This window comes from Rathayibacter sp. AY1H2, assembly GCF_002931985.1.
Classification (GTDB): Bacteria; Actinomycetota; Actinomycetes; order Actinomycetales; family Microbacteriaceae; genus Rathayibacter.
Genome location: NZ_PSUV01000010.1, coordinates 98,841 through 120,187, shown reverse-complemented (window position 1 = coordinate 120,187; position 21,347 = coordinate 98,841). Strand labels below are relative to the sequence as shown.

The following is a 21,347-nucleotide window of genomic DNA, read 5'->3' as shown; positions in this document are numbered from 1 at the left end:
CGAGGAGCATCGTGGATGTCCGAACCCTGAACGCCCTCGCCGAGACCTGGCGGAGTACCGCGGACGCGACCGGACGCTTCGTTCCGGGCTTCGATCCCCGCTCCGGCGGCACCGCCAGTCGCGTCCTGGTGCTGATGCAGTCACCCGGCCCTCGGACGATCGCCGCGGGATCCGCTGCCGTCTGCAGCGAAGACAACCTCGGGCCCACCGCCGCCGCGTTCCGGGCGGCCCGCATCGAGTCCGGACTCTCCCGCGACCACTACGTCCGGTGGAACCTCATCCCGTGGGAGATCCCTGGCCGCGTCCGCCCCGCGGACATCGAGCAGGGCCGGCTCGCGCTCGGTGAGCTGCTGGAGCTGCTGCCCGCGCTCGAAGCCGTCGTCACCTACGGGACCGTGGCGCTCGACGGGGTCATGCGCTATCTGACCCTGCACGATGATCCCCGTGTCGTCCGCGTCCTCGCGGCACCGCACCCCTCACCGGCCAACGGGCGTCACCGCGCCGACCAGCACCTCCGCTCCGTGAACGCGCTCCGCCTCGCGAATCGTCTCGGATCCGGTCGGCGAGTCGCAGACGGACGGCACTGAAGGGAGACGTCCGCGTCTCGGTCGTCACCGGTCGCCGTGACCGATGAGGTGTTGATCTCAGACGGCCCCCGTCCTCGAACCGCTGACGGGAACGGCCTGGTCGTCCACGACGTCGACGGTGTACGCCGCGCCGTGCTCGAGCGTGTGGCCGACGGTGCACTGGCGGTCGACCGCCCGGTGGGTGCGCTCGGACAGTGAGGCGATCCGCTCGGGATCGAGCGCCGACAGGTCGGCGCGGATCACGGCGGCGATCGAGTCGTAGCGGTCCTCGCCCTCGGGCTTGGTCGCGGTGATGTCGGTGGTCGCTTCGAAGTCGGCTCCGAGCCGGCTGGCGAGGATGTGGTCCGAGGAGAGCATGCCGCAGGCGGCGAGGGCGAGGTGCAGCAGCTCGCCGGGCGAGAACACGCCGTCGGCGTCCGACCCGCCGATGCGGACCTCGGCTCCTCGCGCGTTGCGGCCGATGAAGCTTCTCGGGCCCTCGCGGGTGATGTGCAGCGGCGTGGTCTCGGTGCTCATGGTCTGCTCCTGTCCGGTGCCCGCGGCACCGCGGGCAGTGTCGGTGTCTCCTGCGGGTGGGCGGTGTCTCAGGTGTCGGTGCGGACGAGGGGGGAGTTCGTGCCGCGGACCCTGATGTCGACGCCGGTGATCTCCGACCGGGCGACGCCCGTGGACGCCGCCAGGTCGACGGCGCGCCGCCCGGCCGCCGTCCAGGTGGCGACGGTGATCGTGCTGCCGTCTGTGCGGGTGATCACGAGTTCGTACTCCGCGTCGGCGGGCGCATCACCACTGTAGGTGCAGCTCCACTCCAGCCGGGTGCCCCACGGCTTCCCCTCGACCTGGATGTCCGCAGCGAGAGCGGGATCGGCCGCCATCGGGTCCATCGGTTCGAGGGTCGCCTCGCTCGCCACGGGAGCGCCCGCGATGCCCGTGCCGAGAGCGACACCTCCGAAGACGGAGGCGGTGACGGCGGCCGCGACGGCGAGGGACGTCACCAGCCGGCGCCGACGTCGGCGCGTCCGGACACGGTGGGCGATGGCGGGCAGCGTCACCATCGACGGCGGCGCCTCCTCGCCGTCGTCCGATGCGCTGATGGCGAGAGCGTCCTCGACGGAGAGGCGGCCGACGATGCCGGGCAGTCCTGCCAGCTCTGCCACGGCCGCGCGGCAGGCCGCGCAGCCGCTGAGGTGCTGCTCGTACTCGAGTCGCTGATCTGCGGGGAGAGCGCCGAGGACGTAGGACGCGTCCCAGTCGCGGTACTCGTCCTCCGTCGCAGAGCTTCCGTGGTGGTCGTTCATCGGGTGACGCCCCTTTCCTGCAGAGCCAGTCGCAGTCCGCGCAGTCCGTAGTGCAATCGAGATTTCGCTGTTCCCTCGGGGATGGAGTGCCGGCGGGCGATCTCGGGGACGGTGTGTCCGAGGAAGTACGCGTCCACCACGATCTGACGATGCTCCACCGACAGCGATGCGAGAGCGTCGGCGACCAGGATGCTGTCCAGGACCGCGTCGGTGCGATCGGGGACGGCGCCGCCGCCGTCCTCGTCCTTCGCCGGCACCTCGCGTCGGCTCCGAGCGGATCGGGCGTCGTCGATGACGAGGTTGCGGGCGACGGTGAACAGCCACGCGCGAGCGGCGTCGGCGTCGCGTTCGAGGACCTGCGGGCGCTGCCAGGCCCGGACCATCGTCTCCTGCACGACGTCCTCCGTCAGCGCCGCGTTCCGAGTGAGGTTCTGCACGAAGCGCCGCAAGGCCGGGCCGTGACTCTCGTACAGCGCCGCCAGGAGCTCATCGACGGGGCGGGGCACAACGCTCACCGCCTCGAAGCGCCACGGTGCGCTCCCTCATCACGGTTGCTGCGATCACTGCCGGTCATCCCTTCCGTCCATGCCTGTCGAGAACCGGCGACCCGGCCCGACGATGCGCTTCGCTGCGCGGGGACGGGTCGCCGTCGCATCAGGACGCCGGGGTGGCGGTGCTCATGGCCGCGGCTTCCTTGTTCATCGTGCCGTCAGGGAGGAGGACGTACCAGGCGTCCTTCACACCCTGCCCGTTGACCTGGCCCGGCGCGGTGTCCTTCGCGAACCGGTAGACCGGCCATCCGTCGACGGTCAGCTGGGTCGTCCCGTCGGTGCGCGTGATCGAGCCGACCTCTCCGGTGATCCCGTCCGCGGCGGTCGTGCTGGACGCCGACACGGCCGGCCAGGTCGTGGCGCACTCGTCGTAGCAGCTGCTGCTGCCCGAGTTCTGCGTGTCCTTGGCGAACGTGTAGACGGTGTAGCCGGCCTCGTCCGTGATGATCTCGCCCAGCGGCGAGGACGCCGTCGTGAGAGCCGCCGTCCCAGCGGAGGCGGTCGCGGTGGCGGAGGCCATCGCGGTGGCGGAGGGGCTGTCGGCCGGCGCTTCCGACGAGGCGGCCGAGCCGGCGGCCGTCGAGCATCCGGCGAGAAGGACGGCGGCGAACGCCGCAGTCGTCATAGTGGTCGCGATTCGCTTGAGCATGATGCCTCCTGTAGTGCGGGGGCCGAGGTGGTCCCACCGAGGACACGACACAGCAGTCGCGGACGTTCACCGACGCGAGAAGATCGCTGGGAGAGCATCCGCGCGGCGGGCGGATTCAGTGAGAGCGACGATCCGTTGCGCGCTCCTTCGCGTGAAGGCCCGAGGCTGCGCGCTGCTCTCCACGGCGGCGTGCGAGCAGTGATCGACCATGTGCGCGACGGCTGCGGCCTGCCCGGCCGCCCGCGCGGCAGCGGTGGCGGCCCGCTCGCCCGCCTGCGTCGCGGCGCGGGCTGCGGCGTGCGCCGTGAAGGCCGCCGCGCGGCACTCGGTCATCGGAGCCTCGCCCCGCCCCCAGGCGAGGAGGACGTCGAGCGCGCGCCGGGGCCGGGCATTGTCCGGGTCCCGCTCCTCGAACGCGGGGAGGGCGCGCTCCGCGCACTCCGCCGCCCACCGCGCGAGCGCCCGGTGGACCTCCGGCTCCGGATCCGCCCAGGCCGGCTCCTCCGCTCCGCTCACGGGTCTTCCTCCGATTCCGGAGCTCAGCTGGCTCTTCCCAGATGAGGGTGTAGGTCGGCCGGGAGCGTCGGTCCGCAGATAGACGTCGAGGTCTCCCGACGACGGAGGTTCCTACGCCATCCGTCCGAAAGACCTCGACGTGACCGACGCTACCCCGCCGGCCGGCTTCGGCCGCCCTGACCTGACCGCCTTCGCGTCTCATCCCAGTCGACCCTGATCGAGTCTGCTGACCCCCTCGACGAGAACGCAGCGACATCACAGCCACCCAACCCCGACCGTCCGGGAAGCCGGGACACGTCACATGACCTGTGCTGCGGGCGTGTCGAGTGGGTCGTCCAAGGGCGACGCAGGAGCGTCGACGCGACGTGCTGAGAGGTGGTTCCAGTCGAGCGCTAGGACACCGGCTACAGGCATGGCGATAGGTCAGGAACGGCGTCGCTCCCTGCGCAGGAGGGAGCGCAGAGTCTCGGCATTCGCGTAGCCGACCCGTAGCGCGATCTCGGCGGAGGTGAAGTCCGTGGTTGCTGAGAGGTGCCGAGCTCGTTCGATGCGAAGCCGTTGGACGAAGCCGAGCGGAGTGAGGTTGAGCGCCGCACGGACTCGTCGTTCGAGGGTGCGCCGGCTGGTGCCGAGCGACTGCGCGACGAAGGCGACGTTGAACGGTTCGTCCAGGCGGGCGCGCACGAAGCGTTCGAACTCGACGACGATCGGGTCCTCGTGCCGGAGATGTTCGTAGGCGACGAAGGCCGCCTGAGACGGACGCTCGTCGATGATGAGGAGCTTGGCGACATGTTGGGCCAGGTCGGGGCTGATCGATCGCACGAGTGAGAGCGCGAGGTCGATGTGGGCGAACGCGGCGCCGGCGGTTACGAGGTTCCCGTCGACCACGACCATGGTGTCGAGATCGAGGGCGACGGTCGGATAGCGCTTCAGGAACTCCGGCCCCAGGAACCAGCTGGTCGTCGCCCTCCGATGATGCATCCGTCCGGTCTCGGCGACAGCGAACACGCCGGTGCACGCCGCGGCGATCCGGGTGGTCGCCTCGTCGAGGCGCCCGAGCGAGGCGATGACCGAACGAGCATCTCGGCTCTGGAGGACGTCGTTGGTAGCGGCGGCCGTAAGGGTTCCAAGCGCAGGGACGACGACCACGTCGAACTCTCCGGACTCCGACAGCGGGTGGTCCACCGACAGGGTCATCGATGCCGTCGTGGTCACTCGCCGTTTCGGTCCGAGGATGGCGAGTTCGATCGGGTCGATCCGCGGGTCGACATCGCCGCGGGCTCCGTCGGCCACCCGCACGATGTCGATGATCGACGCGATAGCCGAACCGAAGCAGCCGTCGATCGCGATCAGTCCGATACGCATGACGTAAACAATAGCAATACTGCCGTATACGCCACTCCCCATCGGCCCTCGCTCGTCATACGCTGAACTCGTCCCACGAAGAACCCCGACGTCAAGGAGAGTCCCTCATGTCCACACCCGCATCACTTCCGTATGCCTTCGTCGCCAAGATCGTCGCGGCCGATGGACAGCACGACGCGGTCGCCGATCTGCTCGCCGGCGCTGTCGCACTCGCCAACGAAGAAGTAGGAACGATCGTCTGGTTCGCGGTCAGGACCCACGCCGACACCTTCTGGATCTTCGATGCATTCCCCGACGAAGCCGCTCGCAACGCCCACGCCAACGGCGCCATCGTCGCAGCCCTGATGGCCAACCAGCACCTCCTCGGCGCAGCACCCGAGATCCTGGCGGCCGACGTCCTCGCGTCCAAGCTCCCGTAGTCCGCCAACGCACGAGACGATCGCGCCCCGCCGAGCCGTCGCCAGGTCGCGACGCAACGCCACGCTGCGTTGCCGAGCGGTGCGAGGCCTATCGGCACACGGACAGGATGCCGGCCGCGAGCGCTCAGCCGGCGAGGGGTCCGTCGCAGAGGAGAGCGACGTCGGTGTCGGGCAGAGCCGTGAGGCCAGCGCATCGCGCGACCACCAGAACGGTTCGCCGGAGCCGCCTGTCGGAATCGAACGGACGACCTCATCACGTCGGCTTTGCGTCTAGCGCTTGATGCGCCCACTGGGCGAACGAGCCGCTGACCTGCGCAAACGCCGAGCGTGGAGGACGCCGCCATCCGGTGGTGACCGACCACGACCGACCAGTACCGACCGTTTCACCGGAGCTTGCGGCGGCGTCGAAGCCGAGCAAGCTCCATTCTTCTAGCTCACCGCGCCCTCCTCCTCGCCGGCCCCGTCGTCGGCGAAGACGTTTCAGGGGTCTTCTCAGATGACGGTGTAGGTCGGCCGGGAGCGTCGGTCCGCAGATAGACGTCGAGGTCTTCCGACGACGGAGGTTCCTCGGCCATCCGTCCGAAAGACCTCGACGTGACCGACGCTACCCCGCCGGCCGGCTTCGGCCGCCCTGATCTGACCGCCTTCGCTCGACTCGACGGCCTCGGTCTGCACACCGGCGCGGACCTGCTCACCGACAAGCAGAGCGACAGGCTACGCGCGCTGTTCGTTGATGACGCTCACGTCGAGGTCGAGGCGACCTGGGGTGTCCATCAGCGCATGATCGCCGCCTATCGCCACGAGGACCGGCAACGTGGCCGCGAGCTCATGGAGAAGCTGCTCACCGACCTCAGCGCCGGCGTCCCCAAGGTGCTCACCGAGCTCACCACCCTGGGCCGGACCCTGAAGAAGCGAGCCGCTGACGTGCTCGCCTACTTCGAACGACCCGGCACCAGCAACGGGCCGACCGAGGCGCTCAACGGACGGCTCGAACACCTGCGCGGCTCCGCACTCGGGTTCCGCAACCTGACCAACTACATCGCCCGAAGCCTGCTCGAGACCGGCGGCTTCAGACCCCAACTCCTACACCCCCGATTGGGATGAGCCGCTCAGCTCCGGCGCGGCCGCCCCGTGAAGTGCTTCACCCCGTAGACCAGGAGGAGCAGGATGCCGCTCAGCTGCAGGGCGAGCGAGAAGCCGGAGGCGAATTCACCGGCCGGCCACACCAGCCTCAGCACCAGCGCGACGAACATCGCTGTGACCCCGACGACGAACAGGACTCGATTCCGCATCCGTCGAGTCGACCATCCGCACGCGGGCCCTGGCCGACCGCCAGTGCTCAGCTCAGGCGCTCGGTCAGGTGGACGGTGACGACGTCGCCGAGGTCCTTGCCGATCGTCTTCCGCAGCTTCGCGCTGATCGACAGCATGTGACCGCCGGCGCCGGTCGGCAGCAGGCCCGCGGTCACCGGCTCGCCGTCGACGGTGGCGACCACCTTCACGGACCTCCCTGTGCCGAGCAGCTCGACGGAGCCGGGCACCTCGACGCACGACCAGAGGTCGCCCTTCACGGTGACGCCGATCGGAGCGGTGAAGGCGAGGTCCAGGGGGCCGGCGCTCATGCGCTCTCCTCCGCGGACGCCGCGCTCTCGCCGCGGGAGTCCTGCCCGCCGTACCGGTCGAGGATCTCGTCGTACATCGCGGCGTCGAGCAGACCATCGGACAGGGCCCGGCGGACCTCCTCGAACTCCCCGGGGTCGAGGGTCGTCCAGTCGAAGCCGTCGCTCGGCGACCCGGACCGGTAGCGCCAGCGGCCGAGCTCGTCGACGGCCTGCTCCCGCGTCAGCTCCCCCTCGGCGAAGCGCTGCGCGATCCCGTACGGTGTCGGGCCGGAGAAGCCGGAGCGCACGTGCGCCAGCGCGGCGGCAGCCTCGATCCCGTGGGACACCTCGTCGATCGACATGCGGACCCCTCCCGTCCGAGGGTCCACCGACCCTCCCGTCGACCCTACGACGAGACGTCGCATCCCGGTCGGGCCGGGCGAGGCGCACTGCCCTCGACAGGCGGCTACCGTTCCTCCATGACCGGACACGCCGCTACGTCCCGGCACGAGTTCCGCGTCGACTCGCGCACGCTCGTCGCCCACGACTTCCTCGGCACTCGAGCCCCCAGCGCTGCAGTCGTCTGGTGCGGAGGGACACCGCACACCGGCGCACTCCTCGCTCCCCACGTCGACGCCGCTGCGGCGCGCGGCATCCGGCTCGTCTCCGTCGCCCGTCCCGGCTTCGGCGGCTCGATGCGCGCTCCCGGACGGAGCATCGCGGATGCGGCCGCCGATGTGCTCCGCGTCGCCGACCTGCTCGGGATGGAGCGCTTCGTGGTGACGGGCTACTCCGGCGGCGGCCCGCACGCGCTGGCCGTCGGGGCTCTCGGAGGTGATCGCGTCCTGGGCGTCGCGACGTTCGGCAGCCCGGCGCCCTTCAGCGACGACGGAGCGTGGTTCGAGGGCATGCAGGATCCGGGCGCTCTCCGCAGCGCGCGCGACGGCCGGGCTGCGCGCGAGGAGTGGGAGGAGACGGCCCGCTTCGATCCGGAGCAGTTCACCGGTGACGACTACTCGGCCCTCGACGGCCCGCTGACGGCGCTCGGCGCAGAGGCCGGCCGCGCCTCGGAGCTCGAACAGGGCGGGAGCGTCGACGACGACCTCGCTCTCGTCATGCCCTGGGGCGTCGACCTCTCGCGCCTCACCGCGCCGGTCCTCCTCCACCACGGCGCGGCCGACAGGGTGGTCCCGGTCGCCCACGCGGAGCGGATCCGCCGCCTCCACCCGGCTGCGGAGCTCACGATCCGGCCCGGTCGAGGCCACATCGGCGTCCTGCTCGACTGGCCGGACGTCCTCGACCGCCTCCTCGCGGACGGGTTCCCCGGGGACCGCTCCGGCAGCGGAGGCTGAGCGTCTCATCGCGGCCGGCAGCGGCTCGACGCGCAAGGTGGGCCTGGAAGGGCCACGCTTCGGGAGGGCTCCCTCCGCGAGGATCACGGCATGGCCCCCCACACGGATCCCCGCCGATGACTCTGCAGGACCTCGCCGACGAGCTCGCCCAGGCTCTCGACCGCCCGGTGACGATCGAGGACGCCTCGAGCCGGGTGCTGGCCGCGACGCGCGCGCGCGAGGAGGCGCCTCACGACGGCGTGTTCCCCGTCCAGGATCCGCGGGGCCGGCTCGCGACCCTCCTCCTCCCCCGGGAGCGGCCCGCGCCGCTCACTCCGGCCGAGTACTCGCTCATCGACGCGGCCGTCGGAGCGATCCGCCGCCTCCTCGGCCCCTCGACGCGGGCGGGCGGCAGCTCCCGGCGCGCGGACGTCCTCGCGGCGCTCCTGGCGGCCGACGGCGGTACCCGGCGCGCCTCCTTCGCCGAGGCGGTCGAGCGCCGCTGGCTGCGCCGTGACGCCCAGACCGTGGTCCGCGCGGTGCGGCTGACCGGCCCTACCGGCTCCCTCCAGCGGACGGCGCTGGCGCGGCGGATCGACGCGAGCGCCGCCTCCGGGCTGACGTTCCTCGGCGACCAGGAGGGCGTGCTGTTCTTCGTGAGCGTGGAGGCGCCCGAGGCCGCCGCGGAGGCGGACGACGTCCTGCGGGCGGAGGCGCGTGGCCGCGGCACGGCCGTCGACGCGATCGGCTCGGCCCGCTTCGACGTCCGCGACGACGACCTCCTCCCGACCGCCGAGCGGGCCGCCCTCGCGGCGACCATCGTCGGCTCCCTGCCCGACGGCCGTGGCCGGGCCGACATCGCCGAGCTCGGGGCGTGGGTGCTCCTCGCCTCGATCGGGGCGGACAGCTCGCAGCTCGCCATGCTCTCGCCGGCCGCGGCGACGCTGCTCGAGCGGGGCGACGAGGTGCAGCGGCGGACGGTCGAGGCCTACCTCGACGTGCGCGGCAGTGTGCGGGAGGCGTGCGGGCTCCTCCACATCCACCGCACCACGCTCTACTACCGCCTCGACAACCTGCCCGAGGCGGTCCGGGAGGCGCTCGACGACGGCCTCGCCCGCAGCACGCTGCACCTCTGCCTCAAGCTGATGAAGTTCCGCGACGGGCTCGAGCGGCGGCGGGCCTCGTGACCGTGGCCGGGGACCTCCCGCAGGTCCGCCTCTACGGGCGGCGCGAGAGCCGCGACGCGTGGGAGATCCGCGACCTCCTCTCGCGCAGCGTCGTCTCGTTCTCGTGGACGCCGATCGACACGGACGAGCAGTGCCTCGCCGTCGCCGGGCACCCGCTCGCCACCGCGTCGCTCCCCCTCGTGGTGTTCCCGGACGGCAGCCGCGCCTCCGATCCGACGCTCGCCGAGGTCGCGGCCCGGCTCGGCTGGGTCGGCTCGCCGCGGCTCGCGGAGTACGACCTCTCCATCTACGGAGCCGGTCCGGCCGGGCTCTCGGCCGCCGTGTACGCCGCCTCGGAGGGGCTGAAGGTCGTGGTCCTCGAGCGCTCGGCCATCGGCGGGCAGGCCGGCTCGAGCAGCCTGATCGAGAACTACCTCGGCTTCCCGCACGGGATAGCGGGAGCCGATCTGGCCGAGCGCGCGCGGCAGCAGGCCGTCTCGTTCGGCGCCGAGCTGCTGCGGATGCGCGAGGGGATCCGCGGGCGCTTCGCCGACGACCGGATCCACGCGCTGCTCGCCGACGGGACGACCGTCGTCGCCCGCACCAACATCTGCGCCACGGGCATCCAGTGGCGCCGGCTCGGCCTCGAGCGCGAGGACGAGCTGCTCGGCGTCGGCCTCTACTACGGTGCCGGCACGAGCGAGGCGCCGCTCTGCGAGGGCGAGGACGTCGTGGTCGTCGGAGGCGGCAACTCGGCCGGGCAGGCCGTGATGAACCTCTCGGCGCACGCGCGGCACGTGACCATGCTGGTCCGCGGCCCGGATCTGGCCGACAGCCTCTCCTCCTACCTCGCGGAGCGCGTCGTCCGGCAGCCGAACGTGACGATCCTGCTCGACTCGCGCGTCACCCGCCTGCACGGCGCCGACGCCCTCGAGTCGATCGAGGTCGAGAACTCGGCGACCGGTGTGCACGGGGCGCTGGCCACCTCCCACCTCTTCGTCTGCATCGGCGGCGAGCCGGACACCACGTGGGCGGCGGAGACCGCGATCGTCCGCGACTCCGGCGGCTACCTCGTGACGGGACCGGACCTCGCCGGTGAGCACGCGGCTCGCGACTGGCCGCTCGAGCGGGCGCCGTTCTACCTCGAGACCAGCGTCCCCGGCTCCTTCGCCGCGGGGGACGTGCGCCGCAGCTCGGTCAAGCGCGTCGCCTCCGCCGTCGGCGAGGGCGCGATGGCCGTCACCTTCGCCCACCGCCACCTGCAGGAGACCTCGTGAGCCGCCGACTGCCGACGGTGCGCCACGGCGTCGGCTTCTGGATCGTCGCCGCGACCTTCCTGCTCGTGATGGCGTACTCGACGGTGCCGACACCCCTCTACCCGCTCTACCAGCAGCTCGACGGCTTCCCGCCGTTCGTGATCACCGTCGTCTTCGCCGCCTACGCGGTCGGAGTGATCGTGAGCCTGTACCTCGCCGGTCACGTCAGCGACTGGCTCGGCCGCCGCCGGGTGCTGCTGATCGCGGTGCTCGTCTCGGCGATCTCGGCCGTGCTCTTCTCGCTGACGACGGAGGTGCCGGGGCTGATCGTCGCCCGCTTCGTCAACGGCGTCAGCATCGGGATGCTCACCGCCACGGCGACCGCCCACCTCGGCGAGCTGCGCGCCCGCGCCCGGCCCGACGAGAACACGATCGTCGCCGCGTCGATCTCGGGCGCGGTGAACCTCGGCGGACTCTCGCTGGGCCCGCTGCTCGGAGGGGTCTTCGCCGAGTTCCTGCCCGATCCGCTCCTCCTGCCGCACCAGGTGTTCCTGGTCGCGCTGCTCGTGGCGGGCCTGGCGCTGCTCCTCGTGCCGGAGACGGTCGACGTGCCGGAGACGGCGCCCGCCTACCGGCCGCAACGGCTCTCGGTGCCGGCGGACGCGCGCCGGGCGTTCCTGCTCGCGGCGTTCGGAGCGTTCTCGGCCTTCTCCGTCCTCGGCCTCTTCACCTCGCTCGCACCGACGTTCCTGGTGCAGACCTTCCAGGTGCGCGACCACCTGCTGGCCGGCGCGACGTCCTTCGCCGTGTTCGCCTCCGCGGCCCTCGGCCAGCTGCTGCTCGTGAAGGTGGGGATGCGCCTGCAGCTCTCGATCGCGGTGGCGGGCTGCGCGGTCGGGCTGGCGGCGGTCGCGGCCGGAGCGATCGCTCCGCAGCTGGGAGTGTTCCTCGCCGGGGCCGTCGTCTCGGGCTTCGGGGTGGGGCTGCTCTTCAAGGGCTCGATCGGCACGGCGGTCGCCCTCGCGGATCCCGCCCGCCGGGGCGAGACCCTGGCGGTGGTGTTCCTGGTCGCGTACACGGGGCTCGCGATGCCCGCACTGGCGGCGGGAGCGGCGCTCAACCTCGTCGCCGCGACGACGGTGCTGACGGTGTTCGCGGCGCTCGTGCTGGCGGCGACCGCGACGGCCGGCGTGCTGCTGCGCGCCCGCAGCGCGGCGGCCGGGCGATGAGCGGCGGAGCGGGGCGGCGCTGCGGGGTGCGGGCCGACGGCCGTCCGGGTGCCGGCCGCGTGCACCCCGGACGGCCGCCCGCCGCATCAGAAGTCCTCGCGCCGCTCCTGCTCGGCCTCGGCGGCCGGCTCGAGCGCGGCGAGATCCCCGAGCGCGAGGCGCAGCTGGCGCAGCAGCCACTCCTCGGTCAGCGCACCCGCGTCGAGCGCGTCCAGCCGGCGGAGGCGCTCGGCCGCCGACCCGGTGAGGTCGGCGGGCGTCCCCGCGCTCATGCGCCGTACCCCGCTCCGCGGAGCAGGCGGCGCAGGTCGACGAGCTGCTGCTCGTCCACGTCCTTGTGGTACGGCCGGTGGAGGGTCTCGGTCGTCGAGCCGACCGTCACCGAGAAGGCGCCGTCGTGCTTCTCGTGGACGGTGCCGACGGCCTCGAGCAGCGTCAGCACGTCCGCCCAGAGGACGTTGTGGCTCGGCGAGTCCTCGAGCAGCCGCTCGAGGGTGTCTCGCTGGTTCGAGTGGAGGTGGCGGGTGTCGGTCATGAACGGCCCTTCGGTGTCTGCGCACGCGCCCCGGTGGCGGTGCTCGGCGTCGCGTCCGACGGTAGGCGCGCGGGTGGAGCCGGTGCGCGAGTCGGATGACTCGAAGAGCGGACGCCGCGGGGCGGCCCCGCGAGAGGTGCGATTTCCGCGAGAGGTGCGGCCGTGAATCCGGAGCCGGGCGACCGCCTCGACGAGGAGGACCCTCCCCGCACGCCCGCGCTGCCCGAGGCCGCCGTCTCCGCCGCGTCGCTCCCCGACCGGCCGGCCGCGTTCCTCAACGCCCTGCTGACCGAGCACTTCGTGCTGGAGTCGGCGCGCGGCATCACCGTGACGGAGTCGAGCAGCCGCGCCTCGCTCTATCTGACGATGCTCTCCAGCTCGCTCGTGGCCTTCGGCTTCCTCGCCCCGAACCGGTACGCGATGGGGTTCCTCGCGGTGATCATCCCGGTCGTCGTGCTGCTGGGGGTGTTCACCTACGAGCGGCTGGTGCAGACCTCGATGGAGGACATCGCCGCGCTGACGGCCATCCAGCGCATCCGCCGCTACTACGGGACCCTGCTGCCGGGCGCGGGCGCCTACTTCGCGGTGCCGCGCGGCCGCCACGCGCCGAACGAGCTGCTCGAGATCGGCCGGCGGCAGAGCTGGCGGGGCCTCTTCTTCACGATGTCCTCGGCGATCGCGGTGGTCAACTCGATCGTGGCGGGCGCCGGAGTCGCGCTCGCGCTGACGCAGAGCGGCGCGGACGAGGTCCCCGCGATCGCGTGCGGGATGGCGGCCGCCGTCGTCCTCGCGGTACTGCACGGGGTGTACCAGTTCCACCGCTACCGGCAGATGCGGCTGCGGATCGCCGAGGCGGAAGCGCTGGACGGGGTCGAGAGGGGGTGACGGGGCGGGGTCCGGCCGGCGGGGTCCGGAGATGACGGGCGCCGTTCAGACGCGGCCTCGGCCGCCGGCTGGTCAGCTGGCTCCGACCTGCTCCCGCGACTGCTCGAGAGTTGTCGCACTCGACGCCCAGTGCGACGACTCCTGGACTCTCGTGGCGCTCTCTCCCCGGCGGGCCGCCGCGAACATCCAGAAGTCGCCGTAGTCGGTCGCGAGTACGGCGACTCCTGGCTACTCGCCGCCTGTGGACGAGCGTTGGGCGTCGGCGGCTCCGACGGCCGCGACTGCTCGAGAGTTGTCGCAGTCGACGCCCAGTGCGACAACTCCTGGACTCTCGTGGCGATCGCTCGTCGGCGGGCCGCCGCGACCATCCAGAAGTCGCCGTGGTCGGTCGCGAGCACGGCGACTTCTGGCTGCACGCCGCCTGCGGACGTGCGCAGGGAGCCGGCGGCCGGCGACTGTCCAGGAGTTGTCGCAGTCGATGCCGAGTGCGACAACTCCTGGACTCTCGCGAAAGTCCTGCGCTGTCGAGAGGCGCGCGGCTCAGCCGCGCTCGGCGCGCTCGGCGAGGAGGTACTGCCAGTCGCGCGGCACGCGGTCCTTCGGCCCCGGGGTGGTCTGGCTCGCCGGGTGGCTCTGCGGGTCGGCCAGCGCGGGGCCGTCGGCGTAGTCGTCGGTCCGGTAGTCCCAGAACCAGTCCTCGCCGGGCTCGAAGCTGCGGATGATCGCGTGGCCCGTCGAGCGGTAGTGGGCCGTCGCGTGGCGGTTCAGCGAGTCGTCGCAGCAGCCGATGTGCCCGCAGAGCGCGCAGCGGCGCAGGTGCAGCCACCACGAGCCGGACTGCTCGCACTCGACGCAGCCGGGGCCGCTCGGCGGGACGGAGGGGTCGATCATCTGCTGCGACGTCATGCGCTCAGCATGCGCCTCCCGCGGCGGCAGGCACCAGGTCGGATGACTCGATCCTGCGGCTCCGTCACGCGCTCCGGGCGTCCTCGAGGCTGAGAAGCGCGTCGCGGAGCCCGGCCCGCGAGGTCACCCCGAGCTTGGGGAAGATCCGGTACAGGTGCCCGCTGACGGTGCGGGGCGAGACGAAGAGCTGCTGGGCGATCTGCTTGTTCGACAGGCCGGCAGCGGCCAGGGAGACCACGCGCCGCTCCTGCTCGCTGAGGTCGGCGGCGACCGGCGCCTCCCCCGCTCCGCCCGCCGCCCGCAGCTCGTGCTGGGCGCGGGCGAGCCAGAGCTCGGCTCCCACCGCGGCGAACCCCGCGGCGGCCTGGCGGAACCGGGTGCGGGCCTCCAGCGGACGCATCCGGCGGCGCAGCCACTCGCCGTGGCAGAGCTGGACGCGTGCCCGTTCGAACGGCCACTCCTCGGAGGCCGGGTCGAGGGAGCGCTCGAAGAGGGCGCCCGCGCCGCCGGTCTGATCGAGGACCGCGGTCGCCGCGAGGGCGAGCATCCGCCCGCGGGGAGCGAGGGGCCGCGCGGCGAGGTCCGCCGCGGCCGCCGCCAGCTCGGCGCAGTGCTCGGGCAGGCGGAGGCGCGAGGCGGCTTCGGCTGCGTCGAGGAGCTCCAGCGGATCGCCGCCGGCGCGGGAGGAGGAGCGGGCGTGCGCCTCCTCGAAACGGCCGCCGCCGAGGTCGAGCGAGCACAGGGCGTGATCGGCGGCGCGCGCGACCGACGCCGCTCCGTGCCGCAGCGCCCAGGCCGTCGCGCGCTCGGCGCACTCGAGGGTGCGTGCGCGGTCGCCCTGCACGGCGTGGACCCGGGCTCGAGTCGCGTCGATCAGCGCGCGCACGGCGGGCAGGTCGTCGGCGCGGGCGGCGGCGCGGTCGAGGTCGGCCGAGGCGTCGTCGAGGCGACCGCCGTCGAGTGCGGTGGTGCCGCGGCGGAGGAAGGCGAGGGCGCCGCGTAGGCCGTCCGCCTCCTCCCCGCCGTCGAGGAGCCCGGCGAGGCGGTCGCGGCGCTCGTCCGAGACCTCGAGCAGCGACCAGGCGAGATGCAGCGCGACCGTCTTCCACGGGTCGCCCGTGACCGCGGAGTCCTCGGCGAGCAGCAGGCGGCGCTCCCACTCCTCGTCCGGGACCGGCCGCACGCAGGCCTCCACGAGGCGCAGGACGGGATCGAGGGGGTGCTCCTCGCCGACGGCGAGCGCCTCCTGCCACCACGCGGGATCGCCGCGGAGCGTGCAGGCGAGGTGGAGGACGGTCGCCTGCAGGTCGGCGGCGTCGTCGTGAGGGGCGGCGCGGTCGGCGGAGAAGCTGCTGGCGTCGTCGCGGGAGGCGTCGGTCTCGGCGGGAGCGACACCGCCGACTGGAGAGGCACCACCGACAGGAGAGGCACCACCGACAGACGAGGCGCCGCCGGCGAGCGAGGCACCACCGACTCCCGAGTCCCCTCGCCCCACCCGAGCGCCGAGCCCCCGGAGGGCCGCGCGGCGGACCCCGCCCACGTCCCCCGTGCGGAGCAGCGCATCGGCCAGCCGCGCCGCCTCGACGCCGGCCCCGGGAACCCCGCCGTCCTCCCGCGAGCGCTCGACCACCCGCTCGAGGGCCGCCGCGTCGCCGGTGAAGGCCGCGACGGCAGCCGCGCGCGTCTCGAGCTCCTCCCGCAGAGCACCACCGCGCGCACTCGACCGCGCCTCGGCGAGGAGGAGCAGCGCCTCCTGCGGCCGACCCGCGCGGAGTCGCTCCTCCGCCGCGTCCCTCAGCAGCCGCGCCCGCTCCTCCGGCCCGGCCGCGTCGTCCGCCGCGAGCAGCAGGCGGAGGTGCGGGGCCGACTCCGGGCGCTCGGCGAGCCGCCTCCGTGCCGCCCGCAGCGCTCGGGGCGACGCCGTCGAGAGCACCACCGCGCGGACCACCGGGTCGCGGAACGCACGGCCGCCCGTCGTCAGGATCCCCGCCTGCACCAGGGCGCGGTCCCCGTCTCCGGGGGCCGACCCGATGCTCTCCGGGAACTCGGCGCCCGCCACCGCGGCGACCAGGAGCGCCTCCCGGCACTCCTCCGCCAGCGGAGCCAGCAGGTCGAGCACCCTGGTCTCGGCCTGCTCGAGCCGCGGGTAGACCGGGAAGGGCGAGGGAGCGTCCTCGCCGGCCCAGGCCCGCCCGAGGACGTCGAGGAGCAGCGGATTCCCCTCCGCGACCCGCAGCAGGCGCGCCTCGACGGCGAGCGGCCGGCGGCCGCCGTGGGCGCGCAGGAAGCCGCGGGCCGCCTCCGCGTCGAGGGGCTCCGTGCGACGGTGCCGGAGGCCCTCCCAGCCGGCGAGGACGCGGCGGTCGCCGGTGGCGAGGAGGCAGGCGGCGCCGACCTCGTCGACCAGCCGGGTCACCAGGGCCTGGAGGGTCTCGCGGGCGGCGACGTCGAACCGCTCCCAGTCGTCGACGACGATCAGGAAGCCGGGGTCGCAGGGCGAGGCGGAGGAGTCGCGCACCCGCTGCAGACGGCCGATCAGCGTGGCGAACAGTGCGAGCGAGGACGCGCCGATCACGGCGTCGCCCCGGTCCGGCCGCACCTCCACGACCTCGCAGCCGGCGGCGCGAGCGGTGGCCGCGGCGGAGCGCAGCATGTGCGTCCGGCCCGAGCCGATCCCGCCCTCGACCACCAGGAGCCGCTCCCGCGCGGGCGACGCCGAGCTCAGCATCCGGACCACCACGTCCTCGGGTGCGCTCGGGTGCGCGGGCGGCGAGGAGAGTGCACTGATCGTCATCGCGACTCCTGAGGGACGGGTTCCGAGGACCCCATGCTGACCGCCGGGCGCGGACGCGCTCTCCTCCCTCTGTCGGAACCCTCCGGAGCGCTCCCTCTGTCGAACCGTCCCGAGCGCCCGGCCCCCGGTCGGCGCCGGGCAGGAGGCACAGCAGGGCAGTGGGCCCCGCGAGCGCCCGACGGTACTCTGTGTCCCACCGGACGACCGGTACGGCCCCACCCCCGCACGACCGCCGCTCGACCCGGCGGGTGATCCGATGGAGTCGCACGATGAGCTCTCGCAGCCCCCTCGCGGAGTTCCTCCGCGCTCGCCGCGCGGCGCTGCGGCCGGAGCAGGTCGGCGTGCCGACCGCGGGCACCCGGCGGCGGGTGTCGGGCCTGCGCCGCGAGGAGGTCGCCGACCGCGCCCGGATCAGCCGCGACTACTACCTCCGCGTCGAGCAGGGGCACGCGGTCGCCCCGTCCGACCAGGTGCTGAACGCCCTCGCCGAGGCGCTCGCCTTCGACGAGTTCGAGCGCGCCTACCTCTTCCGGCTGGCCCGGCTGCGCCCCGGCCCGCACGGTCCCGACTCTCCTCCGCCGGGCCAGGGCGTGGAGTCGCTGCTCGCGCACTGGCCGAGGACCCCGGCGTACGCGTTCGACCGCAACCTCGACGTCCTCGGCGCGAACGACCTGATGAGCCGTCTCGCCCCCGACAAGGGCGTGCCCGGCGCCAACATGCTGCTCTCCACCTCCCGCGGCTATGCGCGCGCCGTGGCGGACGGCGACCCGCCGGACCAGCTGCAGGCGTGGGGCCAGGTCTTCCGCGAGCTGATCGCCGCGCTGCGGTTCTACAGCGTCCCCGACGATCCGCGGCTGCACGAGATCGTCGGCGAGTGCTCGGTCGAGAATCCGCTGTTCCGGTCGATCTGGGCCGAGTACCAGGTCCGCCCCTTCACCCACCGGTGGATCCGCGTCCACGTCGAGCCGTTCGGCTGGCTCGACCTCGAGATGCAGACCCTGGAGCTCGCCGGCGCTCCGGGCCGGTACGTCGTGACCTACCTCGCGGCAGCGGGGACTCCGGCGGCCGCGGCCGTCGACGTCCTCGCCTCGCTGCGGCCCGCTCCGGAGGCGGGCACCGCGCTGGCCGCCCCGGCCGGCGCCTGATCAGCGGCGGTGAGCCGGGCGAGATCCTCGCGACCCGCCGCGTCACCCGCCTCGAACAGGAGCAGGAGGCGAGCGCCGTCCCGGACCAGCCGGTAGTCCATCGGAACGGAGCCGACCGCGGTGTCGAGGAACACGACCGACCCGCGTGCGTCGGCCTCCGCCCCGGCCGCCCACGAGTCCGCGAACCGGGGGCTCCTCGCCGAGAGCTCCCCGACGACCGTCAGGAACTCCCGGTCCCCCCGGTGCCGCTCGAGCGAGTCGCGGAGCATCGCCGCGACCTGGTCGGCGGCGGAGCCCCAGCAGGGCAGGTCCTCGACCTCGGACGAGTCCAGGAAGGTGAAGCGGGCGATGCTCACTCCCGGGGCGAAGGCGGGCGAGAGCGCCCGCGCGAGCGGAGTCGCGCTCAGCACGCGCAGGTGCCGGTCCAGCAGCACCGCCGCCCTCCCCGCCCACGGCAGGAGCGCCGCCTCGTGATCCTCCGCCATGTCCCCGTCCCCTCCGCGCGTCCCTCCCTCAGCGCAGCGGAGTGATCCCCTGCGTCCCGAGCGGGAAGGTCGCCAGCACCTCCTCCGGGATGTTCAGGTGCTGCGCGACCAGCGACGGCGGCAGGTGGCTCAGCCACTGGGCGAGCGACACCTCCTCGTAGCGGGAGCTCTTGAACGTCTCGATGTAGACGAGCGTGTCGTCGCCGGTGTTCTCCACGTAGTGGCCGAAGTTGCGGCGCACGACGCCCACGTCTCCGGCGTGGAAGTCGGTCGTGTTGGCGTGCGGGCCGGTGTTGAAGACGGTCATCCGAGCGGATCCGCGGAGGTAGTACTGCCACTCGTCGGCGTTGGGGTGCCAGTGCAGCTCGCGCATCGAGCCGGGCTCGACGGTCGTCAGCGCGGCCGAGACCGTGCGCGAGGCCGGGAAGTTCGTGCTGTCGGCGATCTGGATCCGGCCGCCGCTGTTCTGGTACGCGGGCTCGGAGCGGGAGAGCCGGAAGATCACCGCCTCGTCGCCGTCCTGCACCCCGGCCGCGGCCCGGTCGGCCTGGAGGTCGCCGGGCACGTCGCCCGGGAAGATCCAGAGGTCGTGCAGCGGGATGTCGCGGAAGACCTCCTGCGCGACGCCGAAGTTCTTCGCCAGCACGTCCGGCGGCGTGTGCGCGAACCAGTCGGTGAGCAGGAGCGTGTTGCTCTCGGACTGCTCGCCGTCGTCGAACGCGAGCACGAACTCCGCCCCGTCCGGGCCGAGGCCCTGCAGGGAGTGCGGCAGGCCGGGCGGGAAGTACCAGAGGTCCCCCTCCTGCACGTCGTCGACGCTGGGCCGGCCGGTGCGGCTGAGCGTGGTGATGCGGCAGTTCCCCTTGGTCATCAGCGCCCACTCGGCGCTCTGGTGCCAGTGCAGCTCGCGGATCCCGCCGGCCTCGAGGTACATGTTCACGCCGGCGATCTCGTTCGAGATCGCGAAGTCGGCCTGCGTGAGCTCGCGCGCCCAGCCTCCCCGCTGCACCCGCCGCGGCGAGATGTTGAAGGAGGACCAGAAGAACGGCTGCGTGCTGATGTCCGTCGCGGGCGCGGCGATCTGGTTCGGGAACAGTCCCTCCAGGACGCGGTTCTGCGGGCCGGTCATCGTGTTCGCCGAGGGATCGCCCTCGGTGTTCACGATCCCCTCCTGGGGGAGGTCCGGGTCTCCGAAACCGGGGGTCTCGTGGTGCGGAGCGGTGCTGTCGTCGGGTTCCACGGCGTTCTCCCTGCTGATCGTCCTGCGCGCCTGCGCTGCTCCGATCCCACCGCTCCGGCCCGGGCGGCACCACGGTCATCCGACTCGATCCGCGCCCCGACGACCGGCCTGGCTCAGCCGCCCAGGCCCTCGAGCACGTCCCGCGAGGGCACGAAGTAGACCCCGCCGGTCGTCGCGGTCGAGAAGTCGAGGAGGCGGTCGTGCCGGCCCGCGGGCACGCCGACGAACATCCGCGTCAGCATCGTCTCGATCACCGACAGGTCGGCGGCCAGGCCGAGGAAGTACGTGCCGAACTCGCCCCTGCCGGGCCGGCCGAAGGGCATGTTGTCGCGGAGGATGTCGTGCTCGGTCCCGCCGGCGTCGACCACGGTCGCGAGCCCCTTGTGCGAGAGCTGCGCCGGATCGTCCTCGCGCTCGACGTTGTCGGCCTTGCTCCGGCCGATGACCCGCTCCTGCTGCTCGGTGGTGAGCGCGTGCCAGGCCGTCAGGTCGTGCAGGTACTTCTGCACGACCAGGTAGCTGCCGCCCGCGAACGCCGCGTCCTCCGCGCCGATCAGCGCGACGCGGGGCAGCGCCTCCCCAGTCGGGTTCTCGGTGCCGTCGACGAAGCCCAGCAGGTCGCGGTTGTCGAAGTAGCGGAAGCCGACCACCTCGCCGCGGACGACGACGTCCTCGCCGAGCGCGTCGAGCAGGAGGCGCTCGAACTCGAAGCAGGCGTCGTCGCGCTCCGCCCGGATGTGGAACAGGAGGTCGGTCTGCGTCGAGACGGCCGTGTGCGCCGCGCCCACCACCTCCCTGAACGGGTGCAGCTGCGCGGGGCGCCCCTCCCCACCGAAGCGGTCCCACGCGTCGCTCCCGATCCCGACCAGGCAGGAGAGGCGCAGGCCCAGGTCGCGGAAGCCGACCGCGCGGAGGATCCCGCCCACGTCGGCGACGACGTCCCGCACGCGGTCCGCGGCGTCCTGCCCGCCGACGATGTCGAGCGAGAGGAAGACGGCGGACCGGCTGAGCGGAGCGACGACCGCCTGCGGCTCGATCGGGACGCGGTCCTCGACGGTCACCGGAGCACCGCCCGCTGGGGCGTCGTCGTCCTGCGCGTCGGCAGGGCCGTCGTCGTGGGCGTCGTCGTGGGCATCGCGACCTCCGATCCGCGCGCCGCGGGAGGGCGCGTCCGCCGCGATCCTGTCAGCGTCCGCGGTGCCGGTCACGAGTCATCCGACCCCACTCGGCGAGCGCGGCCGGCGGCCCCGGCACCGCCCGGGCGACCAGGTCTGGACGATCGTCGGAACATCTCCCCGCGCTCTTCAGGGAGCGCTCCCACGCCCCTATCGTGGAGCCGCTCCCCACCCTCATCCGGGGAGGCACCACCTTGGACACGACCCGGGCCGGGCTC

24 protein-coding genes and 1 pseudogene are annotated in these 21,347 nt (G+C 73.1%); 9 read left to right on the top strand and 16 right to left on the bottom strand.

What is annotated here, in order from left to right:
- The first annotated feature begins 11 nt into the window (after positions 1-11).
- A complete protein-coding gene (locus C5C29_RS09300) occupies positions 12-587 on the top strand; it encodes a uracil-DNA glycosylase family protein (RefSeq protein WP_258069482.1) in 576 nt (191 codons plus the stop codon).
- 57 nt (positions 588-644) lie between these two features.
- Here the strand turns inward: C5C29_RS09300 and C5C29_RS09295 are convergent, their stop codons facing one another.
- The 6 genes from C5C29_RS09295 to C5C29_RS09270 form a co-directional block, all read right to left on the bottom strand.
- On the bottom strand, positions 645-1,103 hold the full coding sequence (locus tag C5C29_RS09295; RefSeq protein WP_104263392.1) for an OsmC family protein: 459 nt from the start codon (positions 1,101-1,103) through the stop codon (positions 645-647).
- A 68-nt stretch (positions 1,104-1,171) separates the two neighbouring features.
- Positions 1,172-1,882 carry an anti-sigma factor gene (locus C5C29_RS09290; protein ID WP_104267623.1) on the bottom strand — a complete coding sequence of 237 codons (711 nt, stop codon included), beginning with the start codon at positions 1,880-1,882 and terminating at the stop codon, positions 1,172-1,174.
- Complete coding sequence (locus tag C5C29_RS09285) at positions 1,879-2,397, bottom strand: sigma-70 family RNA polymerase sigma factor (RefSeq protein ID WP_104224788.1); 519 nt, start codon at positions 2,395-2,397, stop codon at positions 1,879-1,881. The genes C5C29_RS09290 and C5C29_RS09285 overlap by 4 nt, the downstream gene beginning before the upstream one ends.
- 139 nt (positions 2,398-2,536) lie before the next feature.
- Complete coding sequence (locus C5C29_RS09280; protein WP_146076490.1) at positions 2,537-3,082, bottom strand: hypothetical protein; 546 nt, start codon at positions 3,080-3,082, stop codon at positions 2,537-2,539.
- 66 nt (positions 3,083-3,148) lie between these two features.
- Positions 3,149-3,598: a putative immunity protein gene (locus C5C29_RS09275; protein ID WP_146083479.1), complete on the bottom strand. Its 450-nt coding sequence runs from the start codon at positions 3,596-3,598 to the stop codon at positions 3,149-3,151.
- Between the two features lie 423 nt (positions 3,599-4,021).
- Entirely contained in the window at positions 4,022-4,963 is a 942-nt protein-coding gene (locus C5C29_RS09270) for a GlxA family transcriptional regulator (protein ID WP_053548963.1), read from the bottom strand.
- Between the two features lie 107 nt (positions 4,964-5,070).
- On the opposite strand from C5C29_RS09270, the gene C5C29_RS09265 reads away from it, so the two are divergent.
- Complete coding sequence (locus C5C29_RS09265; protein WP_104292323.1) at positions 5,071-5,382, top strand: putative quinol monooxygenase; 312 nt, start codon at positions 5,071-5,073, stop codon at positions 5,380-5,382.
- A gap of 669 nt (positions 5,383-6,051) precedes the next feature.
- Positions 6,052-6,486, top strand: a pseudogene (locus C5C29_RS09255) (transposase); the annotation flags it as partial.
- A gap of 5 nt (positions 6,487-6,491) precedes the next feature.
- Here C5C29_RS09255 and C5C29_RS09250 read toward each other — a convergent pair.
- The 3 genes from C5C29_RS09250 to C5C29_RS09240 are packed head-to-tail and all read right to left on the bottom strand — an operon-like array spanning position 6,492 to position 7,344.
- Positions 6,492-6,674 carry a hypothetical protein gene (locus tag C5C29_RS09250; RefSeq protein WP_104224784.1) on the bottom strand — a complete coding sequence of 61 codons (183 nt, stop codon included), beginning with the start codon at positions 6,672-6,674 and terminating at the stop codon, positions 6,492-6,494.
- Positions 6,675-6,721: 47 nt separating this feature from the next.
- Entirely contained in the window at positions 6,722-7,003 is a 282-nt protein-coding gene (locus tag C5C29_RS09245; RefSeq protein WP_104292322.1) for a DUF1905 domain-containing protein, read from the bottom strand.
- Positions 7,000-7,344: a hypothetical protein gene (locus C5C29_RS09240; RefSeq protein WP_104308312.1), complete on the bottom strand. Its 345-nt coding sequence runs from the start codon at positions 7,342-7,344 to the stop codon at positions 7,000-7,002. The genes C5C29_RS09245 and C5C29_RS09240 overlap by 4 nt, the downstream gene beginning before the upstream one ends.
- Positions 7,345-7,461: 117 nt before the next feature.
- Between C5C29_RS09240 and C5C29_RS09235 the strand changes: the two genes are divergently transcribed.
- The 4 genes from C5C29_RS09235 (at position 7,462) to C5C29_RS09220 (ending at position 11,964) form a co-directional block, all read left to right on the top strand.
- A complete protein-coding gene (locus C5C29_RS09235) occupies positions 7,462-8,334 on the top strand; it encodes an alpha/beta fold hydrolase (protein ID WP_104308311.1) in 873 nt (290 codons plus the stop codon).
- 116 nt (positions 8,335-8,450) lie between these two features.
- The gene (locus tag C5C29_RS09230; protein WP_104274082.1) at positions 8,451-9,500 is read left to right on the top strand and encodes a helix-turn-helix domain-containing protein; all 1,050 of its coding nucleotides are present in this window, start codon (positions 8,451-8,453) and stop codon (positions 9,498-9,500) included.
- Positions 9,497-10,756, top strand: coding sequence for an NAD(P)/FAD-dependent oxidoreductase (locus tag C5C29_RS09225; RefSeq protein ID WP_219813015.1), 1,260 nt, complete (start codon positions 9,497-9,499; stop codon positions 10,754-10,756). The genes C5C29_RS09230 and C5C29_RS09225 overlap by 4 nt, the downstream gene beginning before the upstream one ends.
- Positions 10,753-11,964, top strand: coding sequence for an MFS transporter (locus C5C29_RS09220; RefSeq protein ID WP_258069481.1), 1,212 nt, complete (start codon positions 10,753-10,755; stop codon positions 11,962-11,964). The genes C5C29_RS09225 and C5C29_RS09220 overlap by 4 nt, the downstream gene beginning before the upstream one ends.
- An 86-nt stretch (positions 11,965-12,050) precedes the next feature.
- On the opposite strand, the gene C5C29_RS09215 is transcribed toward C5C29_RS09220, so the two are convergent.
- Positions 12,051-12,236 (bottom strand): hypothetical protein, encoded by a 186-nt coding sequence (locus C5C29_RS09215; protein ID WP_104224778.1) that lies wholly within the window; start codon positions 12,234-12,236, stop codon positions 12,051-12,053.
- Positions 12,233-12,499, bottom strand: a complete 267-nt coding sequence (locus C5C29_RS09210; RefSeq protein ID WP_104308310.1) for a hypothetical protein — start codon at positions 12,497-12,499, stop codon at positions 12,233-12,235. Before C5C29_RS09210 ends, C5C29_RS09215 begins: the two co-directional genes overlap by 4 nt.
- A 162-nt stretch (positions 12,500-12,661) precedes the next feature.
- Here C5C29_RS09210 and C5C29_RS09205 point away from each other — a divergent pair, with 162 nt between their 5' ends.
- The gene (locus C5C29_RS09205) at positions 12,662-13,384 is read left to right on the top strand and encodes a hypothetical protein (RefSeq protein ID WP_104308309.1); all 723 of its coding nucleotides are present in this window, start codon (positions 12,662-12,664) and stop codon (positions 13,382-13,384) included.
- A gap of 540 nt (positions 13,385-13,924) precedes the next feature.
- Here the strand turns inward: C5C29_RS09205 and C5C29_RS09200 are convergent.
- Together C5C29_RS09200 and C5C29_RS09195 are read right to left on the bottom strand one after the other, a co-directional pair.
- Entirely contained in the window at positions 13,925-14,290 is a 366-nt protein-coding gene (locus tag C5C29_RS09200; RefSeq protein WP_104308308.1) for a UBP-type zinc finger domain-containing protein, read from the bottom strand.
- A 64-nt stretch (positions 14,291-14,354) separates the two neighbouring features.
- Positions 14,355-17,084: a LuxR C-terminal-related transcriptional regulator gene (locus C5C29_RS09195; protein WP_104308307.1), complete on the bottom strand. Its 2,730-nt coding sequence runs from the start codon at positions 17,082-17,084 to the stop codon at positions 14,355-14,357.
- A 269-nt stretch (positions 17,085-17,353) separates the two neighbouring features.
- On the opposite strand from C5C29_RS09195, the gene C5C29_RS09190 reads away from it, so the two are divergent.
- Positions 17,354-18,229, top strand: coding sequence for a helix-turn-helix transcriptional regulator (locus C5C29_RS09190; protein ID WP_104308306.1), 876 nt, complete (start codon positions 17,354-17,356; stop codon positions 18,227-18,229).
- Here C5C29_RS09190 and C5C29_RS09185 read toward each other — a convergent pair.
- From C5C29_RS09185 to C5C29_RS09175, 3 genes are all read right to left on the bottom strand, one after another.
- Positions 18,121-18,714: a hypothetical protein gene (locus C5C29_RS09185; RefSeq protein WP_104308305.1), complete on the bottom strand. Its 594-nt coding sequence runs from the start codon at positions 18,712-18,714 to the stop codon at positions 18,121-18,123. The two genes, C5C29_RS09190 and C5C29_RS09185, sit on opposite strands and share 109 nt — an antisense overlap.
- 28 nt (positions 18,715-18,742) lie before the next feature.
- Positions 18,743-19,954, bottom strand: a complete 1,212-nt coding sequence (locus C5C29_RS09180) for a cupin domain-containing protein (RefSeq protein WP_258062876.1) — start codon at positions 19,952-19,954, stop codon at positions 18,743-18,745.
- 113 nt (positions 19,955-20,067) lie between these two features.
- Entirely contained in the window at positions 20,068-21,162 is a 1,095-nt protein-coding gene (locus C5C29_RS09175; RefSeq protein ID WP_308470865.1) for a Dyp-type peroxidase, read from the bottom strand.
- Positions 21,163-21,347 lie beyond the last annotated feature (185 nt).

Coding starts and splice junctions, on each gene's coding strand:
- C5C29_RS09295 (WP_104263392.1), bottom strand. CDS start 1,103: ATGAGCACCGAGACCACGCCGCTGCACATCACCCGCGAGGGCCCGAGA.
- C5C29_RS09290 (WP_104267623.1), bottom strand. CDS start 1,882: ATGAACGACCACCACGGAAGCTCTGCGACGGAGGACGAGTACCGCGAC.
- C5C29_RS09280 (WP_146076490.1), bottom strand. CDS start 3,082: ATGCTCAAGCGAATCGCGACCACTATGACGACTGCGGCGTTCGCCGCC.
- C5C29_RS09270 (WP_053548963.1), bottom strand. CDS start 4,963: ATGCGTATCGGACTGATCGCGATCGACGGCTGCTTCGGTTCGGCTATC.
- C5C29_RS09265 (WP_104292323.1), top strand. CDS start 5,071: ATGTCCACACCCGCATCACTTCCGTATGCCTTCGTCGCCAAGATCGTC.
- C5C29_RS09250 (WP_104224784.1), bottom strand. CDS start 6,674: ATGCGGAATCGAGTCCTGTTCGTCGTCGGGGTCACAGCGATGTTCGTC.
- C5C29_RS09245 (WP_104292322.1), bottom strand. CDS start 7,003: ATGAGCGCCGGCCCCCTGGACCTCGCCTTCACCGCTCCGATCGGCGTC.
- C5C29_RS09240 (WP_104308312.1), bottom strand. CDS start 7,344: ATGTCGATCGACGAGGTGTCCCACGGGATCGAGGCTGCCGCCGCGCTG.
- C5C29_RS09235 (WP_104308311.1), top strand. CDS start 7,462: ATGACCGGACACGCCGCTACGTCCCGGCACGAGTTCCGCGTCGACTCG.
- C5C29_RS09230 (WP_104274082.1), top strand. CDS start 8,451: ATGACTCTGCAGGACCTCGCCGACGAGCTCGCCCAGGCTCTCGACCGC.
- C5C29_RS09215 (WP_104224778.1), bottom strand. CDS start 12,236: ATGAGCGCGGGGACGCCCGCCGACCTCACCGGGTCGGCGGCCGAGCGC.
- C5C29_RS09210 (WP_104308310.1), bottom strand. CDS start 12,499: ATGACCGACACCCGCCACCTCCACTCGAACCAGCGAGACACCCTCGAG.
- C5C29_RS09200 (WP_104308308.1), bottom strand. CDS start 14,290: ATGACGTCGCAGCAGATGATCGACCCCTCCGTCCCGCCGAGCGGCCCC.
- C5C29_RS09195 (WP_104308307.1), bottom strand. CDS start 17,084: ATGACGATCAGTGCACTCTCCTCGCCGCCCGCGCACCCGAGCGCACCC.
- C5C29_RS09190 (WP_104308306.1), top strand. CDS start 17,354: ATGAGCTCTCGCAGCCCCCTCGCGGAGTTCCTCCGCGCTCGCCGCGCG.
- C5C29_RS09185 (WP_104308305.1), bottom strand. CDS start 18,714: ATGGCGGAGGATCACGAGGCGGCGCTCCTGCCGTGGGCGGGGAGGGCG.